Genomic DNA, 20907 nt, shown 5'->3' with positions numbered 1-20907 from the left:
CCTCACCTACGGATTCCGACGGTTACACAAAGTGACCCTTCGTGGGGTTCCGGGTCCAAAGTCCCGTGGAAAACGGTTCCTCGGGCGGTTGGAGGAGATGTGCGCGAAGCGCGCCGGGATCATGATCCCGGCGCGCTTCGCGCACATCTCCTCCAACCGCCAGGTAGAGGCGGTAGATGTTCTTGCGGCCGATGAGGTCGGACGTCGACGTCCAGCCGGTGCGGCCGGCCATGTTCGCCGCCGAGAGCAGCGCGACGAAGCCCGCGGCGGCCGTCACCGACACCGGGGTGGAGGTGTCCGCGAAGAAGTCCGTGATCATCGGCGCGGCCTTCTCCAGGATGCCGATGCCGGCGGTGACGTTCATGCAGAGCACGAGCCACAGCAACCAGAACTGCGGGGTGCGCAGCGCCTGGTTCGCGGAGACCTGCGGGCCGCTGGGGGCTTGTCGCGCAGTTCCCCGCGCCCCGGGGGCATGACGCGGAACCCGGACCAAGACCACGCCCAGCAACATGAAGACGGCGTACGACAGCCCGTGCACCAGGAAGGCCAGCGCGATGCCGGAGCTGTCGCCGCCGAACGACTCCAGCATCTGGGCCGACCACGGCGAGGCGATGAGCGCACCGCCGCCGAAGCCCATGATGGCGATACCGGTGGCCATGTCGGGCCGGTCGGGGAACCACTTGATCAGCGTGGAGACGGGCGAGATGTAGCCGATGCCGAGACCGATGCCGCCGACGAATCCGTAGCCGAACACGATCAGCCAGTACTGCTCCAGGGACGCGCCCAGCGCGGAGAGCAGGAAGCCGGAGGAGAAGCAGACCAGGGGGCGACGGTCATCGCCCAGCGCGGGCCGTTGCGCTCCACGAGTGTGCCGCCGAACGCGGCGGACAGGCCCAGCATGACGATGCCCAGCTGGAAGGGCAGCGCGCTCTGGGTGCCGCTGAGGCCGAGCGCGGACTCCAGGGGCGGCTTGAACACGCTCCAGGCGTAGGCCTGGCCGATGGAGAGGTGTACGGAGAGAGCGGCGGGCGGAACGAGCCAGCGGCTCCAGCCCGGGGGCGCGACTGGGGGACTCATGAACCCCGGACGGTAGGGATCCGCAACGGAGTTGAGAAGGCGGCGCGTCGACCGTATGCGGTGAGCGGTATCCAGCATGCGCCGAACGGTCGGCGCACGGACCCTTGCCGCTCCAACCTCCATACTGTAGACAATATTTCGTCGACACAAGCCGTCCGCGAGCCATACGCGACCCGTGGGCGGCCGGACGGCAGCCACCTCCGCGGTATCCCTCAAACCGAACGGAGTGTTCCCGTGAAAGTCGCAGTTCTCGGCGCCGGTGCCATCGGCGCCTACGTCGGCGCCGCGCTCCACCGCGCGGGCGCCGAGGTACATCTCATCGCCCGTGGACCGCATCTGGCGGCCATGAGGCAGCACGGAGTCCGGGTGCGCAGCCCACGCGGCGACTTCACCGCGCGCCCGCACGCCACCGACGACCCGGCCGAGGTCGGCCCGGTCGACCATGTCTTCCTGGGCCTGAAGGCCAACGCGTACGCGGCGTGCGGGCCGCTGATCGCGCCCTTGCTGCACGGGACGACGTCGGTCGTCGCGGCCCAGAACGGCATCCCCTGGTGGTACTTCCACCGGCACGGCGGCCCGTACGACGGCCACCGTGTCGAGAGTGTCGACCCGGACGGCGCGGTCAGTGCGGTGCTCGCGCCCGAGCGGGCTGTCGGCTGCGTCGTCTACGCGGCGACCGAACTCGAAGGGCCGGGCATCGTGCGGCACTTGGAGGGCACGCGGTTCTCCGTCGGCGAGCCCGACCGGAGCCGCTCCGCCCGCTGTCTCGCCTTCAGCGAGGCCATGCGGGCGGGCGGACTGAAGTGCCCGGTCGAACCGGACCTGCGCAGCGACATCTGGGTCAAGCTGCTCGGCAACATCTCCTTCAACCCGATCAGCGCCCTGGCCCGCGCGACCATGCGGCAGATGTGCCTGCACGGCGGCACCCGCAAGGTCATCGAGATCATGATGACCGAGACGCTGGCGGTCGCCCGGGCCCTCGGCTGCGAGGTCGGTGTCTCCATCGAGCGCCGGCTCGCCGGTGCCGAGCGGGTCGGCGACCACCGCACCTCCACGCTCCAGGACCTGGAGCGCGGCAAGCCGCTCGAACTCGACGTGCTGCTGGCGGCGGTCGTCGAGCTGGCGGAGATCACCGGCGTGGAGGTGCCCACCCTGCGCACCGTGCACGCCCTCTCGGACCTGCTCGCGCTGAGGAGCGCCGCATGAGGAAACGCGACCGGACCCCCAAGACCTACACCCGGCTCACCCACCCGCTCGTCCGGGACTCCCGCGACAAGCCGTTCCGGCAGGCCACCTGGGAGGAGGCCCTGGACCGGGCTGCCCTGGGCCTCGGGCGCAACCGCGACGCCTTCGGCATGTTCAGCTGCGCCCGCGCCACCAACGAGATGAACTACGTGGCGCAGAAGTTCGCCCGGGTCGTCATGGGCACCAACAACGTCGACTCCTGCACCCGCACCTGCCACGCCCCGAGCGTGGCGGGCCTGTCGGCGGCGTTCGGCTCGGGCGGCGGGACATCGTCGTACGAGGAGATCGAGCACACCGACGTCATCGTGATGTGGGGCTCCAACGCCCGGTTCGCGCACCCGATCTTCTTCCAGCACGTGCTGAAGGGGATCAGGAACGGCGCCCGGATGTACGCGGTCGATCCGCGCCGGACCTCGACCGCCGAATGGGCGGAGAGCTGGATGGGGCTCAACGTCGGCACGGACATCCCGATGGCGCACGCGATCGGCCGCGAAATCATCCATTCAGGGCTTTTGAACGAAGCGTTCATCGAGCGGGCGACCACCGGCTTCGAGGAGTACCGGGCCCTGGTCGAGCCGTGGACGCTGTCGCTCGCAGAGAAGGTGACGGGCGTACCGGCGGCGGCGATCCGCGAGCTGGCGCACGCCTACGCCCGGGCCGAACGGGCCCAGTTGTGCTGGACCCTCGGCATCACCGAGCACCACAACGGCACCGACAACGTCCGCGCCCTGATCAACCTGTCCCTGCTCACCGGGCACGTCGGCCGCTACGGCTCGGGCCTTCAGCCCCTGCGCGGGCAGAACAACGTGCAGGGCGGCGGTGACATGGGTGCGATCCCCAACCGGCTGCCCGGGTTCCAGGACATCCTGGACGCGAGCGTCCGGCTGAAGTTCGAGTCGGCCTGGGACACCGTGATCCGGCCCCACTACGGCCTGAACCTCACGGAGATGTTCGAGGCGATGGAGGACGGCACACTCAAGGCCGTCTACTGCATCGGAGAGAACCCGGCCCAGTCCGAGGCGGACAGCGAGCAGGCCGTGCGGCGGCTGAAGGCCCTGGACTTCCTGGTCGTGCAGGACATCTTCCTGACGAAGACGGCCGAACTCGCGGACGTCGTCCTGCCCGCCACGGCCGGCTGGGCGGAGACCGACGGCACCACCACCAACAGCGAGCGGCGGGTCCAGCGCGTCCGCAAGGCCGTCACCCCGCCCGGCGAGGCCCGCGAGGACATCGACATCATCTGCGACCTCGCGGCCCGCCTCGGCCACGACTGGAAGTACGCCGACGCCGAGACCGTCTGGAACGAGCTCCGTTCCGTCTCGCCCGACCACTACGGCATGACGTACGAGCGCCTGGAGGAGCACCAGGGCATTCAGTGGCCCTGCCCGAGCACGGACGGGATCGAACCCACCTATCTGCACGGCCGGTTGTGGGAGACCGACCCCGAAAGGCGCGGCCCGCTCGCTCCGTTCGGGATCGTGCGGCACGACCCGCCCGTGGACCTCACCGACGAGCGCTACCCGATCCGGCTCACCACGGGGCGGCGGCTCGACTCGTACAACACCGGTGTGCAGAGCGGCGGTTACGCCTCGCCGCTGCGGCGCGGGGAGTTCATCGAGCTGAGCCCGGAGGACGCCGAGCGCTACGGGGTCGTGGTCGGCGAGCACGTCCAGGTGACCTCGCGGCGCGGGTCGGTGACCGCGCCCGTGTGGGTGGACACCGCGCTGCGGCCGGGCCTCGCCTTCATGACCATGCACTTCCCGGACGAGGTGGACACCAACCAGTTGACGATCGAGGCGAACTGCCCGATCGCGGGGACGGCGGAGTTCAAGGCGTCGGCGATCCGGATCGAGAAGCTGCCCATCGCGACCATCGTGGGGTGAACGCACGTGGACCTGCACTTCGGTGACAGCAAGCCGACGGACGAGGAGCGGGCGGCCGTGGACGCCCTGCTCGGGCCTCCGGAGTCCTCGTGGGAGGGCGCCGACCGTTCCGATGCCGATCTCAGGTGGGCCCGCGGCGGACGCGAGGCCCGGGACCGCCGCGACCTGCTGCTGCCGGGGCTGCACGCGATCAACGACCGGGTCGGCTGGATCAGCGACGGCGCCCTCGGCTACCTGTGCCGGCGGCTGACGGTGCCGTCGGCGGAGGCGTACGGGGTCGCCTCCTTCTACGCCATGTTCTCGGTCGAGCCGCGTCCGGCGACCGTGCTCCACGTGTGCACGGACCTGGCGTGCGCGGCGGCCGGGGCGCCTCAGCTGTGCGCCGGGATCGAGGAGCGGCTGGGCCCCGGCAGCGGCGTGCGTGTCGAGCGCGGCCCGTGCCTGGGCCTGTGCGAACGCGCCCCGGCCGCGCTCGCGATCAAGGCCGGGGATCCGGTCCGTACGGCGGTCTCGGCGCCGGCGACCGTCCAGGACGCCGTGCTCGCCGCGAGCTCGCCCGGCTCCGCGCCCGAGGAGCCGCCGGCCGCACTGGCGGTGCCCCAGGCGGGGCGGGACGGTCTGATGCTGCTGCACCGCGTCGGCGTGGTCGACCCGTCGTCCCTCGACGACTACCGGGCCCACGGCGGTTACGCCGCTTTGCGCCGGGCGTTCGAGCTGGGTCCGGCCGGGGTCATCCGCGAGGTCACCGACTCGGGCCTGGCCGGGCGCGGCGGCGCCGCCTTCCCCACCGGCCGCAAGTGGCAGGCCACGGCGTCCCAGCCCGACCGTCCGCACTACCTCGTCTGCAACGCCGACGAGTCCGAGCCGGGCACCTTCAAGGACCGGGTCCTCATGGAGGGCGACCCGTACGCGCTCGTCGAGGCGATGACGATCGCCGGGTACGCGACCGGCGCCCACCGGGGCTACCTGTATCTGCGCGGCGAGTACCCGCGCGCCCTGCACCTGCTGGAGCACGCGATCGCGCAGGCACGCGCGCGGGGCCTGCTCGGCGACGACGTCCTCGGCCAGGGCTACTCCTTCGACATCGAGATCCGGCGCGGCGCGGGCGCCTACATCTGCGGTGAGGAGACGGCCCTGTTCAACTCCATCGAGGGCTACCGGGGCGAGCCGCGCTCGAAGCCGCCGTTCCCCGTGGAGAAGGGCCTGTTCGGCAAGCCGACGGTCGAGAACAACGTGGAGACGCTGGTCAACGTCCTGCCGGTCCTGACCATGGGCGCCCCGGCGTACGCGGCGATCGGCACCGGCCGCTCCACCGGGCCGAAGCTGTTCTGCGTGTCCGGGAGCGTGGAGCGGCCCGGTGTCTACGAGGTGCCGTTCGGCGCGACGCTGGGAGACGTGCTCACCCTGGCCGGAGTGCGGGCAGGACTGCGGGCGGTGCTGCTCGGCGGGGCCGCCGGCGGTTTCGTACGGGCCGACGAGCTGGACGTCCCGCTCACCTTCGAAGGGACGCGGGAGGCGGGCACGACGCTCGGCTCGGGGGTCGTCATGGCCTTCGACGACAGCGTGCCCCTGCCCCGGCTGCTGCTGCGCATCGCGGAGTTCTTCCGGGACGAGTCGTGCGGCCGGTGTGTGCCCTGCCGGGTCGGGACGGTGCGGCAGGAGGAGGCGCTGCACCGGATCGCGGAGCGCACCGGTGCCGACGCCGCCGGGGACATCGCGCTGCTGCGGGAGGTCGGCCGCGCCATGCGGGACGCCTCGATCTGCGGTCTCGGGCAGACCGCGTGGAACGCCGTGGAATCCGCCATCGACCGTCTGGGGGCGTACGAATGACCGTCACACCGCTGGGGATCCCGCGCCGCATGCTGGAGTTCACCATCGACGGCAAACAGGCCCGGGTCCCCGAGGGCTCGACCGTCCTGGATGCCTGCCGGGCGGCCGGGAAGGACATCCCGACCCTGTGCGAGGGCGACACCCTGCGTCCCAAGAACGCCTGCCGGGTCTGTGTCGTGGAGGTCGAGGGGGCCAGGACGCTCGTCCCGGCCTGCTCCCGCAAGGCCGAGCCGGGCATGGAGGTCCGCACGGACACCGAGCGCGCCCGGCACAGCCGCAAGGTCGTCCTGGAGCTCCTCGCGTCCTCGGTCGACCTGTCGACGACACCGAAGGTCGCCGGATGGCTGAAGGAGTACGAGGCGAAGCCGGACCGCTTCGGCCCGGACGCGGCACGGCTGGACGAGGAGCCGAAGGTCGACAACGACCTGTACGTCCGCGACTACGACAAGTGCATCCTGTGCTACAAGTGCGTCGACGCCTGCGGTGACCAGTGGCAGAACACCTTCGCGATCTCGGTCGCCGGGCGCGGCTTCGACGCCCGGATCGCCGTGGAGCACGACGCGCCGCTGACCGACTCGGCGTGCGTGTACTGCGGGAACTGCATCGAGGTGTGCCCGACGGGCGCGCTGTCCTTCAAGTCCGAGTTCGACATGCGCGCGGCCGGTACGTGGGACGAGGAGCGGCAGACGGAGACGACCACGGTGTGCGCGTACTGCGGAGTGGGCTGCAACCTGACGCTGAACGTGCAGGACAATGAGATCGTGAAGGTCACCTCGCCGCACGACAACCCGGTGACCCACGGCAACCTCTGCATCAAGGGCCGCTTCGGCTACCAGCACGTACAGAACCGGGACTGATCAGGACATGGGACGAGTCACGGAACGACGCAAGGTGATCCGCATCCGGGACGGGGTGGTCTCCAGCCGCCCGGACACGCTCGTCGCCGAGGAACCCCTGGAGATCCGGCTCAACGGCAAGCCGCTGGCGATCACCATGCGCACCCCGGGCGACGACTTCGCGCTGGCGGCGGGCTTCCTGGTGAGCGAGGGGGTGCTGGCCGGGCAGCAGGACCTGCAGAACATCGTCTACTGCGCCGGGGCTACGGTCGACGGCTCGAACACGTACAACGTGGTCGACGTGAAGACGGCCCCGGGCGTGGTGATCCCCGACATCACGCTGGAGCGCAACGTCTACACCACGTCCTCCTGCGGGCTGTGCGGGAAGGCGTCGCTGGACGCGGTGCGCACCACGGCCCGGTGGACCGTCGCCGACACTCCCCCGCTCCGGGTCTCCCCCGAGCTGCTCGCGAGCCTCCCCGACCGGCTGCGCGCGGCCCAGCGGGTCTTCGACCGGACCGGGGGCCTGCACGCGGCGGCCCTGTTCTCGGAAGACGGCGAGCTGCTGGACGTCCGGGAGGACGTGGGCCGGCACAACGCGGTCGACAAGCTGGTCGGCCGCGCCCTGCAGAACGGGGAGCTGCCGCTGTCCCGGGCGATCCTGCTCGTCTCGGGCCGGGCCTCCTTCGAGCTGGCGCAGAAGGCCGTGATGGCCGGCATCCCCGTCCTGGCGGCCGTGTCGGCGCCGTCGTCGCTGGCGGTGGACCTGGCCGTCGAGACGGGCCTGACGCTGGTGGGCTTCCTGCGGGGCAGCTCCATGAACGTGTACGCGGGTGAGGACCGCATCGTCCTGCGGGCCGCGGCCGCCCAGGGCTGAGCAGGTTCCTCCGCGACACGGCGGCGGGGCCCCGACCGGCGGGGAGCGCCCCCTGCGCCGCAGGGGCCCCGTCTCAGCCCTGTCCCGCGGCTTCAGCCGGCCGTGCCGGATATCCGTCGCAGCATCCCGGTGAACTGCTCCCGCTCGGCCGCCGACAGCGGCGCGAGCAGTTCGTCGTTGGCCGCGCGGGCCGCCTTCTCGCAGCGCTTCAGCAGCCGTGCTCCCCGCGCGGTGAGGGACACCGCGTTCTTGCGGCGGTCCCTCGGATCCGGCTCGCGTACCACCAGGCCGGCCGACTGGAGGTCGTTGAGGACGCCGACCAGGTCCTTCGGGTCCAGGCCGACCCCGCGGCCGAGGTCGGCCTGGGCGACGGGGCCGAGGTCGCGGACGGCGGACAGCACCACGTGATGCCACATCCGCATGTCCTCCTCGGCCAGCGCCTCGGCCACCAGGGCCCGGCCCCGGGCGGCGGCGCGGCCGAGCAGCCAGCTGGGCAGGGAACGGATCGCGGGGAGGGGGGCTTCCGACATGACCGCAGCCTAACCAAGAAATCATTGGTCCTTCCTATGATCGTACTATACCGTTGGTGATCCCAACGAATTCGTTGGGATCACCAACGACCCCGGAGGTCCGATGCGCCGCGTCCGCTACGAATCCCGAGGCGGCCCCCTGTTCGTGGAGGAGGCACTGCTCCCCGAGCCCGGCCCGGGAGAGCTGCTCGTGCGCACGGAGGCGATCGGCGTCACGCTCCCGGCCGTACGCAAGGTCACCGAGGCGGCCGAGCCCGGCCCGCTCGGCGGTGAGATCGCCGGCGAGGTCGTGGCCGCCGGCGAGGGCATCACCCGCTTCGGCACCGGCGACCGGGTGACCGGGCTCTGCTTCGGCCACGGCTACGCAGACTTCGCGCTGCTGCACGAGGCCATGGCCTCCCCGGTCCCGCCCGGCGCGAGCGCCGTCGACGCGGTCGCCCTGGTCCGCAGCGGCCTGGTCGCCCTCGGCGCCCTGGAGGCGGCTCGCCCCGAGCCGGGCGAGTCGGCCCTGGTCACCGCCGCCGCGAGCGGGGTCGGCCATCTGGCCGTGCAGCTGGCCAGGACGCGCGGCGCCGGACGGGTCGTGGGAGCCGTCTCCGACCCGGCCAAGGCCGACTTCGTCCGGGGCCTCGGCGCCGACCACCACGTCATCACGTACGACGACGACAGCTGGGGCACCCCGGTCGACTACGCCCTGGACGCGGTCGGCGGCGAGCTGCTCACCCCGGCCCTCGCCGCCCTCGCCCCGGAGGGACGCCTGGTGGCGTACAGCTCGGGCGGCGGCACCATCCAGGCGTACGACCTGCTCGTGGGGGCCAAGTCGGTGATCGGGTTCCAGATGGCCCGTATCGCCCGCGGGAAGCCGGAGTTGTACGAGCAGTGGCGCGAGGAACTGTGGCGGCTGTTCGCGGCGGGAGAGCTCAGGCCCGCCGTCCACGGGGAGTTCGCCCTGGAGGACGCGGCCAAGGCGCACGGGGAGATCGAGGGGCGGTCCAACCTGGGCAAGGTCGTGCTGATCCCCTGACGCACGCTTCTTGTGGGGGGTCCGAGAACCCAAGTACCGTCTGTGGCCCACACATTGGACGTGGGATGTCCGAATGTCTGTGCCCATGCCCCGGTGGTCCAGCCGACAGACGCATGAAGGGCAGGTCGACCATGCCGTCAGGTCTTCGCGCACGCCTGAGATCCACCCTGACAGCCGCTGTCGCCGCCGGGGCACTGCTCGCGCCCACCGCCGCGGCGCACAGCCAACCCGGCACTCCCTTGGCGGAGTTGGAACAACAGGTGCTCTTCAAGGCGTCCCAGGACCCGGGCTACGCCTGCTTCCGGATTCCGGCGATCGTGCGCACCACCAGCGGCACGCTGCTCGCCTTCGCCGAGGGCCGCGTCCTCAACTGCGGTGACGCCGCCGACATCGACATCGTCGTCAAGCGCTCCACCGACGGCGGCCGCACCTGGGGGCCGCTCCGGGTCGTCACCGAGGGCTCGGGCGACACACACGGCAACCCCGCGCCCCTCGTGGACCGCACGACCGGCCGGATCCTGCTGGCCGAGACGTACAACACCGGACGCACGGACGCCGGGAACTGCTCCATCCCCTGCGACCGCACCCCGCACCTGCAGTACAGCGACGACGACGGCCGGACCTGGTCCGAGCCGCGCGACCTGAGCGACGAGATCCTGCCCGAGCACTGGAACTCCTGGTACGCCACCGGTCCCGTGCACGGCATCCAGCTGACCCGCGGCAAGCACCCCGGGCGGCTCGTGTTCGGCGTCAACACCGAGACGTGGAACGGCAGCCGGGTCTCCGCCAACCACGCGGCCCTCATCGTCAGCGACGACGGCGGCGACTCCTGGCGGGTCGGCGCCACGGACACCTGGCCCATAGCGCAGGACGGCACCTTCCGGCAGAAACCGTCCGAGGTGACGCTCACCGAACGCGTCGACGGCTCCCTCCTCGTCAGCGGCCGGGAGCAGGACGGCACCGACCTGGGCCACCGCTCCCAGACCCTCAGCCCGGACGGCGGCGACAGCTTCGCCACGCCCTTCCGCGACCTCCCGGACCTGTACACCCCGCAGGTCCAGGGCGCGACCCTGCGCCTCGGCGGCCGGATGCTGCTGTCCGCCCCGGCCGACCCCGACCGCCGCCGGACGATGATGGTCCGCTCCTCCTACGACGGCGGGCACACCTGGGAGAGCGTGGACCGGGGCACGGTCGTCACCACGGACTGGTCCGGCTACTCCGACATGGCGGCCGTCGACGGCACGACGGTGGGCCTGCTGTACGAGGGCGGCGCGGTCGACGCACGCGACGAGATCCGCTTCGCCCGCTTCACCGAGGACTGGCTGAAGCCGCGCCGGGGCGCCGACCCGACCACGCGCGACGCGGCGCCGGGCGCCAGGCCCGCGGCCGTGCTCGGCGGTGCCGGGCGGACGGCCGGTGTCCGCGGCGGCGCGCTGTCCTTCGACGGCACCGACGACGCCGTACGCCTGCCCTACCGATCCCGGCTACCGCTCGGCGAGGGGGACTTCACGGCCTCGCTGCACTTCCGCTACACGGCCACGAGCGGCGAGCAGCCCTTCCTGTGGATGGGCGGCATCGGCAGCACCCAGCCGCAGATCTGGCTGCGCGGGGAACCGGCGAGCGACCGGGTCCGGGGACTGATCACCACCAGGTCGGGCGCGACGACCGTCAGGTCGGCCTCGGTCTGGACCGACGGCGCCCGCAACGACGGCCGTTGGCATCACCTGGCGCTGCGCCGCGGCGGAGGGCGGCTGACGCTCTTCCTCGACGGCGAGGCGATCGGCACCGCTGACGTGCCGGGCTCGGTCAGCCGCAACTCCCCGTTCGGCGTGCACATCGGCCAGCGCATGGACAGCCGGGCGTTCCTGACCGGGGCGATCGACGACGTCCGCGTGTGGAACCGGGCCCTGAGCGACCGGGAGTTGGCCTCCGGCGCCTCGGGCGCGGCCTCCCGGGGCACGGTGCTGTGGCTGCCCATGGACCAGGTGAGCGGCAGCAACTAACGTCACGGAACGTGCCCGACGACTCAGGAGAAGCACGAGCACGACAGCGCACGGGAACCGGGATCGGCCTGCTGCTGGTCCTGGTTCTCGGCGCCGCGCTGCTCATCGCCCTGCCGGACGACGGTTCGGACGACGACCGCGGCTGTGAGGCGCTCACGGTCGGCTCCTGGAAGGCGGACGAGGGCCTCACCGCCGAGTTCGCCCGCTACGGCGACGACGCGAGCCGCACGGACGACTGGACCGGCGGCGACGGAACCCACTCGGTGCGGCTGCCGGACGGCCGGGTGCTGTGGCTGTTCTCGGACACCTACCTGGGCCGGGTGTACGGCCCGCCCAACCCGCACGGCGAGTCCTACGCCTGGCGGGACGCCACCACACCGCTGGTGCGCAACTCGGCCGTGCTGATGCGCGACGGCCGGCTCGACAGCACCCTGCCCGCCCCGCTGTTCGCCGACCCGGCTCCGAACCAGTGGCGCTGGCCGGTCGCCGCCCGCGTCGAACCCCGCTCCCCCGGCTCCTCGGAGCAGGTCGTCCGGGTGCTGCTGTGGGTGCGCACGGCGGGGCAGGCCCCCTGGATCTACGGCGTGCCCACCGCCACCGAGGTCGCCACCCTGTCGCTGCCCGGCCTGCGCCTGGAGTCGATCGTCAAGGTGCTCGACCAGCAGCTGGTCCCCGACCCGTCCCGGCGCGTGCTGTTCGGCACGACGCTGGTCGAGGAGGACGGCTGGACCTATGTGTTCGGCGGCGACGACGGCCGGGCCGCCTCCCGCCCCGCCTCGCACGCGTACGCGGCCCGCGTACCGGAGGGCGGGCTCGCGGATCCGGCGGCCTGGCAGTACTGGAGCGGCTCGGCATGGGTGCCCGGCGCCCGCCCCCGGCCGGTGCTCGGGGACGGTCGGCGCAAGGGCGTGGGCAGCGCGTTCTCGGTCGTCCGGAACGGCGGCACGTACGTGCTGTTCACGATGGCAGCCGGCCCGAAGGGGCTGACCACCGTGGCGTCCTACTGGGCCTGCTCGCCCGCCGGGCCGTGGCACGGGCCGGCGAAGGAGTTCAGCCCGCCGTTGCCGCAGGGGCAGGTGGCCGCCTACAACCCGCAGGCGCATCCGGTGCTGAGCGGCGACGGGCGGCTCGTCCTGAGCTACGACGTCAACTGGCTGGAGACGACGGGTGCCGCCGCCCAGCTCAGCCGGAACGTGTCCCTGTACCGGCCGCGGTTCGTGACGCTGCGGCTCGCTCCGGCTCGCTGACCTCCGGCACCGGGTCCTGCGCGCGCCGCTTGGCGATCACCGCGCACACGATCAGCTGCATCTGGTGGAAGAGCATCAGCGGCAGCACGGCGAGCGCCGCCTGCGCCCCGAACAGGACGCTGGCCATGGGCAGCCCGGCGGCCAGGGACTTCTTCGAGCCCGCGAACTGGATCGCGATCCGGTCCGCGCGGCCGAAGCGCAGCGCCTTTCCGCCGTACCAGGTCAGCAGGAGCATCACGGCGAGGATCACCGCCTCGACGGCGAACAGCCCGCCCAGCCGGGCGGGGCTGACCTGGTGCCAGATGCCCTGCACCATGCCCGCGCTGAACGCGGTGTAGACGACGAGCAGGATCGAGCCGCGGTCCACGAGCCCGAGGACCTTCCTGTGGCGCGCGACGAAGCTGCCGATCCAGCGGCGCAGCAGCTGCCCGGCGAGGAACGGCACGAGCAGTTGCAGCACGATCTTCAGCAGCGAGCCGGCGGAGAAGCCGCCGCCGCTGCCGAGCAGCGAGGCCGCGAGCAGGGGGGTGGCGATGATGCCGACGAGGGAGGAGAAGGAGCCCGCGCAGATCGCGGCGGGCACGTTGCCGCGGGCCATCGAGGTGAAGGCGATCGACGACTGGACGGTCGAGGGGACGAGCGTCAGGAAGAGCAGGCCCTGGTAGAGCGGGTGCGTCAGGATCACCGGCACCAGCCCGCGGGCCGCGAGCCCGAGCAGCGGGAAGACGAGGAAGGTGCAGGCCAGGACCGTGACGTGGAGCCTCCAGTGCCGCAGGCCGTCGAGCGCCTCACGGGTGGACAGCCGGGCGCCGTACAGGAAGAAGAGAAGGGCGACCGCCGCCGTGGAGGCACCGGAGGCGACATCGGCGGCCGACCCGCGCGCCGGGAACAGTGCGGCGAGGCCCACCGTCCCGAGAAGCAGCAGGATGTAGGGGTCGATCGGCATCCAACTCGGCCAGTGCAGGCGTTTCACGGTGCTCCACTTGCTTGGTACTTCGGTCGGTCCGGGGCCGCAGCGGCCCCCTTCCATCCTGCTCTCCGACCCGGCGATCGGGAATCCGGTATACGACTCTCACTGTCATCGCGATTCGCGATAACGTGGGGGTCATGTACGACCCGTCGCATCTGCGCACGTTCCTGTCGGTGGCGCAGACACTGAGCTTCACGCAGGCCGCGCGGCGGCTCGGGCTGCGGCAGTCGACGGTCAGCCAGCACGTGCGGCGGCTGGAGGACGCCGCCGGGCGGACGCTGTTCACCCGGGACACGCACTCGGTGGAGATGACGGAGGACGGCGAGGCCATGCTCGGCTTCGCGCGCCGAATCCTGGAGGTGCACGAGCAGGCGGCGGCCTTCTTCGCGGGCACGCGGCTGCGCGGCCGGCTGCGCTTCGGCGCCTCGGAGGACTTCGTGCTGACCCGGCTGCCCGAGATCCTGGAGGGCTTCCGACACGAGCACCCGGAGGTCGACCTGGAGCTGACGGTCGAGCTGTCGGGCACGCTGCACGAGCAGCTGGCCGCCGGGAAGCTGGACCTCGTCCTGGCCAAGCGGCGGCCCGAGGACCCGCGGGGCGAGCTGGTCCGGCACGACCGGCTGGTGTGGATCGGCATGGAACGCCTGCGGCTCGACCCGGACCGCCCGGTGCCGCTCATCGTCTACCCGCCGCCGGGCATCACCCGCGCGCTCGCCCTGGAGGCCCTGGAACGGCAGGGCCGCGAGTGGCGCGTGGTGTGCACCAGCGGCAGCCTCAACGGCCTCGTCGCGGCGGCCCGGGCCGGTCTCGGCGTGATGGCCCACTCCCGCGGCCTCATCCCGCCGGGACTGGTCCGGGTCCCGGACCGGGCGGGGCTGCCGGAACTGGGGCAGGTCGACTTCGTCCTGGTGCACGGCCGGCGCCGGCCCTCCGCCCAGGGCGCGGCGGACGCCCTGGCGGCGGCGATCCTGGCGGGCGGGGACCGACTGCACCGCAGCGCGCGCAAGGGGCTGTGAGCTGCCCGATCAGTCGCGCCCGACGGAAGCGGAGTGACAGAATCCGCCGCCGCCCCGCTGACAGAAGGGGCCCCGCTCGAAGGCGCATGGCACCGCAGCTGGACTCGTACAGATTCGGTGGAGATTACGGCACCGAAACTTACTCAACCGTCAGGATTGTGTCCGACCCTTCCCCATGTGAGCGCTTTTTCCCTCGCTGACCAGCGCATACAAGAGCGGTGCTCGCCTTCGTACCCCCTCCCGCCCCCTGGCCGGGTGGGGTAGCTTTCACGGCGCTGTGCGGGGCGTCACTCGACAAGAGCGCTGAGGAACGGGGAGCGGGGTTTGCGCGAGTTCACCAACCCTCCGTTGGCGTTGGCACCTCCGGTGGGCGGTCTGGCCGACGTGGTCTTCGAGCATGCCCAGGAGGACCCGCTGCACATCGCGCTGGGCCGCAAGGACGAGTCCGGCCAGTGGCGGGACGTCACCAGCGCCGAGTTCCGTGACGAGGTGCTCGCCCTGGCCAAAGGGCTGCTGGCGAGCGGCATCCGGTTCGGCGACCGGGTCGCGATCATGTCCCGTACGCGCTACGAGTGGACCCTGTTCGACTACGCGCTGTGGACGATCGGCGCCCAGGTCGTGCCGGTCTATCCGACGTCCTCGGCCGAGCAGTGCTTCTGGATGCTGTACGACGCCGAGGTGACGGCCGCGGTCGTGGAGCACGAGGACCACGCGATGACGATCGCCACCGTCATCGACCGGCTGCCCCGGCTGCGCCGGCTGTGGCAGCTCGACTCCGGCGCCGTGCACGAGCTGTACGACGCGGGCGCGCACCTCGACGACGAGGTGGTACACCGCCACCGGCAGGCCGTCACGCCGGACTCGGTCGCCACGATCATCTACACCTCGGGCACCACCGGCCGCCCCAAGGGCTGTGTCCTCACGCACGGCAACTTCATGTACGAGGCCGACACCGTCATCGAGCGCTGGGAGCCGGTGTTCCACTCCAAGCGCGGCGACGAGGCGGCGACCCTGCTGTTCCTGCCGCTCGCGCACGTCTTCGGGCGGATGGTCCAGGTCGCGGGGATCCGCGGCAAGGTGAAGTTCGGCCATCAGCCGCAGTTGAACGCGGCGGCCCTGCTGCCGGATCTGGCCGCGTTCAAACCGACGTTCTTCCTGGCCGTGCCGTACATCTTCGAGAAGGTGTTCAACGCGGCCCGCCGCAAGGCCGAGAAGGAGGGCCGCTCCGGGCCCTTCGAGAAGGCCGTCGACATCGCGATCAAGTACGCGGACGCGATGGAGGCCAAGGCCTGGGGCATCGGCCCCGGCCCGTCGGCGGGTCTGCGCATGCAGCACCAGTTGTTCGACAAGCTCGTCTACGCCAAGATCCGCGCCGCGATGGGCGGCCGCATCAAGCACGCCATGTCCGGCGGCTCGGCGATGGACCGCCGGCTCGGGCTGTTCTTCGCCGGGGCGGGCGTGCACATCTACGAGGGCTACGGCCTGACGGAGTCCACGGCCGCCGCGACCGCGAACCCGCCCGGGCGCACCCGCTTCGGCACGGTCGGGCAGCCCATCCCCGGAATGACCGTGCACATCGCGGACGACGGCGAGATCTGGCTGCACGGCGAGAACGTCTTCCACGGCTACCTCAACAACCCCAAGGCCACCGACGAGAGCCTGCACGACGGCTGGCTCGCCACCGGCGACCTCGGCTCGCTGGACGAGGACGGCTTCCTCACCATCACCGGCCGCAAGAAGGAGATCCTGGTCACTTCCGGCGGGAAGAGCGTTTCACCCGGTGTGCTGGAGGAACGCGTCCGGGACCACCCGCTCGTCAACCAGTGCATCCTCGTCGGCAACGACCGGCCGTACATCGCCGCCCTGGTCACCCTCGACCAGGAGGCCGTGGAGCACTGGCTGGCCATGCGGGCCAAGCCGCAGATGTCCCCGGCGGAGCTGGTGCGCGACGCGGATCTGGAGACGGAGGTACGCCGCGCGGTGGTCGCCGCCAACACCCTCGTATCGCAGGCCGAGTCGATCCGCACCTTCCGCATACTGGCCCAGCCGTTCACGGAGGAGCACGGGTTGCTGACCCCGTCCCTGAAGCTGAAGCGGAAGGCCATCGAGAAGGCGTACGAGAACGAGGTCGAGGCGCTCTACCGGGCGTGACGTCCACCCCGCGGGGCATGTGTGGCTTCGGAATTCTCCCGTCAGGAATGCATCACCGCCCGTGATCGTTGACGATGGGAAGTACACCTGACCACTTACCGAAGGATCGAGAGCTCGTGAGCAAGGTCCCCCCGATCATCCTGAACAACGGCGTCGAGATGCCCCAGCTGGGATTCGGCGTCTGGCAGGTGCCGGACGACGAGGCCGAGACGGCCGTCGCGGCGGCGCTGGAGGCCGGGTACCGCAGCATCGACACAGCGGCGATCTACGGCAACGAGGAGGGCACCGGCAAGGCCATCGCCGCCGCCGGGCTCCCCCGCGAGGAGCTCTTCGTCACCACGAAGCTCTGGAACGCCGACCAGGGGTACGACTCCACGCTGCGCGCCTTCGACACGTCGCTGGAGAAGCTCGGCCTGGACTACGTCGACCTGTACCTGATCCACTGGCCGACGCCGGAGCGGGGTCTGTACGTCGACACCTACAAGGCGTTCGAGAAGCTGCACGCCGACGGCCGGATCCGGGCCATCGGTGTCTCCAACTTCCTTCCCGAGCACCTGGAGAAGCTGATCGGCGAGACGTCGGTCGTCCCGGCGGTGAACCAGATCGAGCTGCACCCGCACCTGCAGCAGGAAGCCCCCCGCGAGTACCACGCGAAGCAGGGCATCGCCACGGAGGCCTGGTCGCCGCTCGGCCAGGGCAAGGGCCTGCTGGAGGTCCCGGCGATCGTGGCCATCGCCCGCAAGCACGACCGCACCCCGGCCCAGGTCGTGCTGCGCTGGCACCTCCAGCTGGGCAATGTGGTGATCCCGAAGTCCGTGACGCCGTCGCGGATCAAGGAGAACATCGAGGTGTTCGACTTCAGCCTCGACGACGAGGACCTCGCGGCGATCAGCGCCCTGAACGAGGACCGGCGTCTCGGCCCGGACCCGGCGGAGTTCAACGGAGCCTGAGCCGCACCGGCAGCGCCCCGGTCCGGAGCCCCCTCGCGGGGCCCGGGCCGGGGCGCTGTCGTCCCCTCCCCCGCAGACCGAGATACGGCCGGATATGTGGTGCCGGGGAGTCCATCAGTTGAAGCGGTCTCGAAGTCAAGGGGCTTGGAGCTGGGGTCTGTCGTTTGGATCAGGTCGCAGGGAGGCGACGGTGCTGTCCAACGCCGGTGAGCGGGGTCTGGTGCGTGTCTCTGCAAGGCGGAGGAGGGCGTCGACGCGATGGGGGTGCCCCCTGCTCGAGCGAAGTCGAGAGCTTGGGGGAGTCGGCAACCGACGACAACGCGGCAGAGGCGCGTGCCAGGCCCCGCGTCTGCGGCCTGATCCAAACGACAGGCCCTAGGCGGGCCGGACCGCCGTGTGCACGGTGTGGGCCGCCAGCACGAACACGTCCTGGCGGTGGTGCACGCTCGCCCGGTCGCCGGGGTCGAGGAGGCGGTCGAGGGTGGTGCGGTCGTCGTGGTCGAGGCCCTCCGCGAGGGTGTCGCGGAAGCGGGTCAGGGAGTCGACGACGTGGGCGCGGGCGCGGTCCGGGGCCGGGGCGGGGAGATCCAGGAGGAAGCTGTGCGTCCTGGTGTGCTTCAGGCCCGCGGCGGACAGCAGGGCGGGCCAGTTCTCCGGCTCGGCGACATGGCCCTGGAGGTCCTGCCGCATCTTCGTGAACCACTCCTCCTGCAGCGCGTCCATGCGTGCCTGGAGCCCGGGGCGGCCGATGCCGATGTCGCGGGGGAGGAACCGTGCGGGCAGCCCGCCCTCCATGACGGCCAGGGTGCCGCCGGGCGCCAGCCGGTCCGCGAACGCGGCGAGCCCGGCCCGCTGGTCGCCGAGGTGGTGCAGGGTGCGGCTCGCCCACAACAGATCGGCCGGGTAGTCCAACTCGCTCAGAACGTCAGGAAGTTCACCGGCGACCGTGCCGAAGCGGTCGGCCACCCCCTGACGCTCCGCCCGTGCTCGGGCTCGCTCCAGCAGCGGCTCGGAGCCGTCCACGGCCACGATCCGGGCGCCCGGGAAGGTCTCGGCGAACAGGCACGACACGACGCCGGGTCCGCTGCCCGCGTCGACGATCAGGCCCGGTTCGGTCACCTCCTTCGCCAGCCAGGCCAGGGCCCGCTCGTACAGCGACGCGAACAGCTCCGCCTCGGACTCCAGCATCGGGGCCATCGCCGCCCAGTCGATGTCGGTGTGGTCGTGGCCGTGGCCCTGCCGGTGAACGTGGTCGTGATCGTGCGCCATGGTGGTCAGCCTCTCGCTCGGATGCGGTCAGCGTGCGCCGACGCACCGAGCGGAGGCCACCGCTGTTGCCGGTCCCGCAAAATCCGCCGGGGCACCCGAGCCCCCGGCGGATCAGCGGTTCAGCGGTTCAGCGGTTCAGCAATAGCGGGTCACGACAGCGGCGGGTACGCGTTCTGCATCAGCTGCCGGAACTGGGCGGAGAACCAGTGCCCGGACAACGGCGCGTCCGCCAGGGCACCGGACATGTTGTTGTTGTTGCGCGGGTTGCCCGTGTAGGTCGGGTCGCACATGCGGTCGAAGCCCTTGCCCTCGTCGTTCGGGATCGCCTTGCTCGCCCCGTCGGACTCGCCCGGCGGCTTCATCCACACGTACGCGTCGATCCCCGCCGCCGGGGCGGCCTGCGGGCGCTCGCCGAGACCGGCTCCGGACTGGTTGCACCAGTTGCCGCCGTTGAGGCGGCGGTCGTAGCGCCCGCCGTCGACGTACGTGTCGACGCTGGTCGTCGCGCCCGGCCCGGTGGGCCGTGCGGTGCCGCCCCAACCGTTGCGGGAGGTGTCGATCAGCATGCCGATGTTCGAGTTGAAGCCCGTCGAGACCAGCTGGTTGCGGAAGGCCTGGGCATAGGACAGCTCGTCGACGTAGCGGTTCCAGTCGACCCACTTCGACTCGCGGACGGACTTCCCGGCCACGGTGTCGTTGATGGTGAAGTTGTTCTCCTTCAGGGCGCTGTAGTTCGCCGTGTTGGTGATGAAGCCGTGGACGTCGTTCACCGTGGCGCCCTCGGCGGTCGCCGCCTCCTTCATGATGGTGGCGGTGGGGCCGAAGTTGTCGTCCCAGCCGATCCAGCCGTGGTGCCCGGCATCGACGTAGTTGTAGACGTTGGGCACGTCGCCGAGCTTGTTGAGCGCGTAGCCGACACCCTTGACGTAGTTGCCGTTGGCCTTCATCACGTCACACTGCGGGACGGCCGTCGGGCGGCTGCCGGTGTTGGTGACGAGATTCGGCAGCGAGTCGATCTCGACCGTGGTGACGATCCGCAGCGAGGAGTACTTCGCATCGGCGAGGATCGCCTTGATCGGGTCGATGTACTCCGTCTTGTACCGGTCGATCTCCGTCGGGCCGATCTCGCCGTTGGATGCGAGGGCGGAGCAGTCCCGGCCGGGCAGGTTGTAGATGACGAGCTGGACGACGAGTTCGCCGGAGCCCTTCTGGCTCAGTGCCTCGTCGAGGTGGGCGCGCAGGCCCATCTTGCCGCCCGCGCCGTTGATGGCCGCGGTCCGGTCCAGCCAGACACCCGTCGGCTGATTGGCGACGCGGCTGCCGCCCGGCTCGGCGGCGGCCTTCGCGGACCACTCCGGGTTCACGTACACCTTGGCGCCCTCGTAGGGGTTGTTCACCCGGTTGGCGGGGCCGCCCGGGTCCGGCGGATCCGTGGGGCCGCCGGGGCCGCCGTCGTCGACGTTGCAGGTCACGCCGTCGAGGGTGAAGGTGGCCGGGATCGCGTTGCTGCCGCTGTAGCTGCCCTGGAAGCCGAAGCTGACCGAACCGCCGGTCGCCAGCTGGGCGTTGTAGCTCTCGTTGGCGGCGGTGACGGCGGCGCCGCTCTGGCTGAGCTTGGCGTTCCAGCCGCTGGTGACCTTCTGGTTCCCGGCGTACGACCACTTCAGCGACCACGACGACTTGGCGGCGCTGTTGTTGGTGACGGTCACGGCGGCGGTGAAGCCGGTGCTCCACTCGTTCTGGATCTTGTAGTCGACGGTGCAGGGGACGGCGGCGATGCCGGCGCCGCCCGGGTCGACGGCGAACGCGGTGCCGGTCGCGCCGGCGACCAGGGCCATGGCGGCCAGTAACGCGGTTCTCGTACGGCTCATGAGCTTGGCGTTTATCCTCGCTGAGCTCGGTGCTCCTTGATCGATTCAGCGCGTTTGGCTGTCTTGCCAACGTCGTGGTGCCTGGCCCTGTGCTTGTTCTTCGAGCCGGCAGGCCGTCCCGGTCCTGG

Annotated in this window: 15 protein-coding genes and 1 pseudogene; 11 read left to right on the top strand and 5 right to left on the bottom strand. The window is 71.3% G+C overall.

All coding sequences use genetic code 11. The annotated features are described in order from the left end of the window. Positions 1 to 151: 151 nt before the first annotated feature. Positions 152 to 1077: pseudogene (locus tag G3I77_RS06485) on the bottom strand (OFA family MFS transporter); the annotation flags it as partial. Positions 1078 to 1311: 234 nt separating this feature from the next. Between G3I77_RS06485 and G3I77_RS06480 the strand changes: the two are divergent. Genes G3I77_RS06480 through fdhD form a run of 5 tightly spaced genes read left to right on the top strand, consistent with a single transcriptional unit; the run spans position 1312 to position 7748 of the window. Next, positions 1312 to 2283: a 2-dehydropantoate 2-reductase gene (locus G3I77_RS06480; protein WP_248501629.1), complete on the top strand. Its 972-nt coding sequence runs from the start codon at positions 1312 to 1314 to the stop codon at positions 2281 to 2283. After that, positions 2280 to 4205, top strand: coding sequence for a molybdopterin oxidoreductase family protein (locus G3I77_RS06475; protein WP_248501628.1), 1926 nt, complete (start codon positions 2280 to 2282; stop codon positions 4203 to 4205). Before G3I77_RS06480 ends, G3I77_RS06475 begins: the two co-directional genes overlap by 4 nt. Before the next feature lie 6 nt (positions 4206 to 4211). Further along, a complete protein-coding gene (locus tag G3I77_RS06470; RefSeq protein ID WP_248501627.1) occupies positions 4212 to 6035 on the top strand; it encodes an NADH-ubiquinone oxidoreductase-F iron-sulfur binding region domain-containing protein in 1824 nt (607 codons plus the stop codon). Further along, positions 6032 to 6892 (top strand): 2Fe-2S iron-sulfur cluster-binding protein, encoded by an 861-nt coding sequence (locus G3I77_RS06465; RefSeq protein WP_248501626.1) that lies wholly within the window; start codon positions 6032 to 6034, stop codon positions 6890 to 6892. Before G3I77_RS06470 ends, G3I77_RS06465 begins: the two co-directional genes overlap by 4 nt. A 7-nt stretch (positions 6893 to 6899) precedes the next feature. Next, a complete protein-coding gene (gene fdhD, locus G3I77_RS06460; RefSeq protein WP_248501625.1) occupies positions 6900 to 7748 on the top strand; it encodes a formate dehydrogenase accessory sulfurtransferase FdhD in 849 nt (282 codons plus the stop codon). A gap of 92 nt (positions 7749 to 7840) precedes the next feature. Here the strand turns inward: fdhD and G3I77_RS06455 are convergent, their stop codons facing one another. Continuing rightward, on the bottom strand, positions 7841 to 8278 hold the full coding sequence (locus G3I77_RS06455) for a MarR family winged helix-turn-helix transcriptional regulator (RefSeq protein ID WP_248501624.1): 438 nt from the start codon (positions 8276 to 8278) through the stop codon (positions 7841 to 7843). Between the two features lie 103 nt (positions 8279 to 8381). On the opposite strand from G3I77_RS06455, the gene G3I77_RS06450 reads away from it, so the two are divergent. The 3 genes from G3I77_RS06450 to G3I77_RS06440 all read left to right on the top strand — a co-directional run bounded on the left by G3I77_RS06450 (position 8382) and on the right by G3I77_RS06440 (position 12552). Further along, positions 8382 to 9302 carry a zinc-binding dehydrogenase gene (locus G3I77_RS06450; RefSeq protein WP_248501623.1) on the top strand — a complete coding sequence of 307 codons (921 nt, stop codon included), beginning with the start codon at positions 8382 to 8384 and terminating at the stop codon, positions 9300 to 9302. Between the two features lie 131 nt (positions 9303 to 9433). Further along, a complete protein-coding gene (locus G3I77_RS06445; RefSeq protein WP_248501622.1) occupies positions 9434 to 11305 on the top strand; it encodes an exo-alpha-sialidase in 1872 nt (623 codons plus the stop codon). 11 nt (positions 11306 to 11316) lie between these two features. Next, positions 11317 to 12552 carry a DUF4185 domain-containing protein gene (locus G3I77_RS06440; protein WP_248501621.1) on the top strand — a complete coding sequence of 412 codons (1236 nt, stop codon included), beginning with the start codon at positions 11317 to 11319 and terminating at the stop codon, positions 12550 to 12552. Here G3I77_RS06440 and G3I77_RS06435 read toward each other — a convergent pair. Then, positions 12488 to 13498 (bottom strand): bile acid:sodium symporter family protein, encoded by a 1011-nt coding sequence (locus tag G3I77_RS06435; RefSeq protein ID WP_248501620.1) that lies wholly within the window; start codon positions 13496 to 13498, stop codon positions 12488 to 12490. The two genes, G3I77_RS06440 and G3I77_RS06435, sit on opposite strands and share 65 nt — an antisense overlap. A 161-nt stretch (positions 13499 to 13659) precedes the next feature. Between G3I77_RS06435 and G3I77_RS06430 the strand changes: the two genes are divergently transcribed. From G3I77_RS06430 to G3I77_RS06420, 3 genes are all read left to right on the top strand, one after another. Beyond that, positions 13660 to 14538, top strand: coding sequence for a LysR substrate-binding domain-containing protein (locus G3I77_RS06430; RefSeq protein ID WP_248501619.1), 879 nt, complete (start codon positions 13660 to 13662; stop codon positions 14536 to 14538). A gap of 324 nt (positions 14539 to 14862) precedes the next feature. Beyond that, the gene (locus G3I77_RS06425) at positions 14863 to 16689 is read left to right on the top strand and encodes a long-chain fatty acid--CoA ligase (protein ID WP_248501618.1); all 1827 of its coding nucleotides are present in this window, start codon (positions 14863 to 14865) and stop codon (positions 16687 to 16689) included. A 158-nt stretch (positions 16690 to 16847) separates the two neighbouring features. Beyond that, the gene (locus tag G3I77_RS06420; protein WP_248502577.1) at positions 16848 to 17639 is read left to right on the top strand and encodes an aldo/keto reductase; all 792 of its coding nucleotides are present in this window, start codon (positions 16848 to 16850) and stop codon (positions 17637 to 17639) included. A 375-nt stretch (positions 17640 to 18014) separates the two neighbouring features. Here the strand turns inward: G3I77_RS06420 and G3I77_RS06415 are convergent, their stop codons facing one another. Together G3I77_RS06415 and G3I77_RS06410 are read right to left on the bottom strand one after the other, a co-directional pair. Further along, entirely contained in the window at positions 18015 to 18908 is an 894-nt protein-coding gene (locus tag G3I77_RS06415) for a trans-aconitate 2-methyltransferase (RefSeq protein WP_248501617.1), read from the bottom strand. A gap of 149 nt (positions 18909 to 19057) precedes the next feature. Next, complete coding sequence (locus G3I77_RS06410; protein ID WP_248501616.1) at positions 19058 to 20779, bottom strand: glycoside hydrolase family 6 protein; 1722 nt, start codon at positions 20777 to 20779, stop codon at positions 19058 to 19060. Positions 20780 to 20907 lie beyond the last annotated feature (128 nt).

It is taken from the genome of Streptomyces sp. D2-8, assembly GCF_023184515.1.
GTDB lineage: Bacteria > Actinomycetota > Actinomycetes > Streptomycetales > Streptomycetaceae > Streptomyces.
Note: the sequence above shows the minus strand (reverse complement) of the source record. Positions and strands in the feature narration are given on the sequence as shown.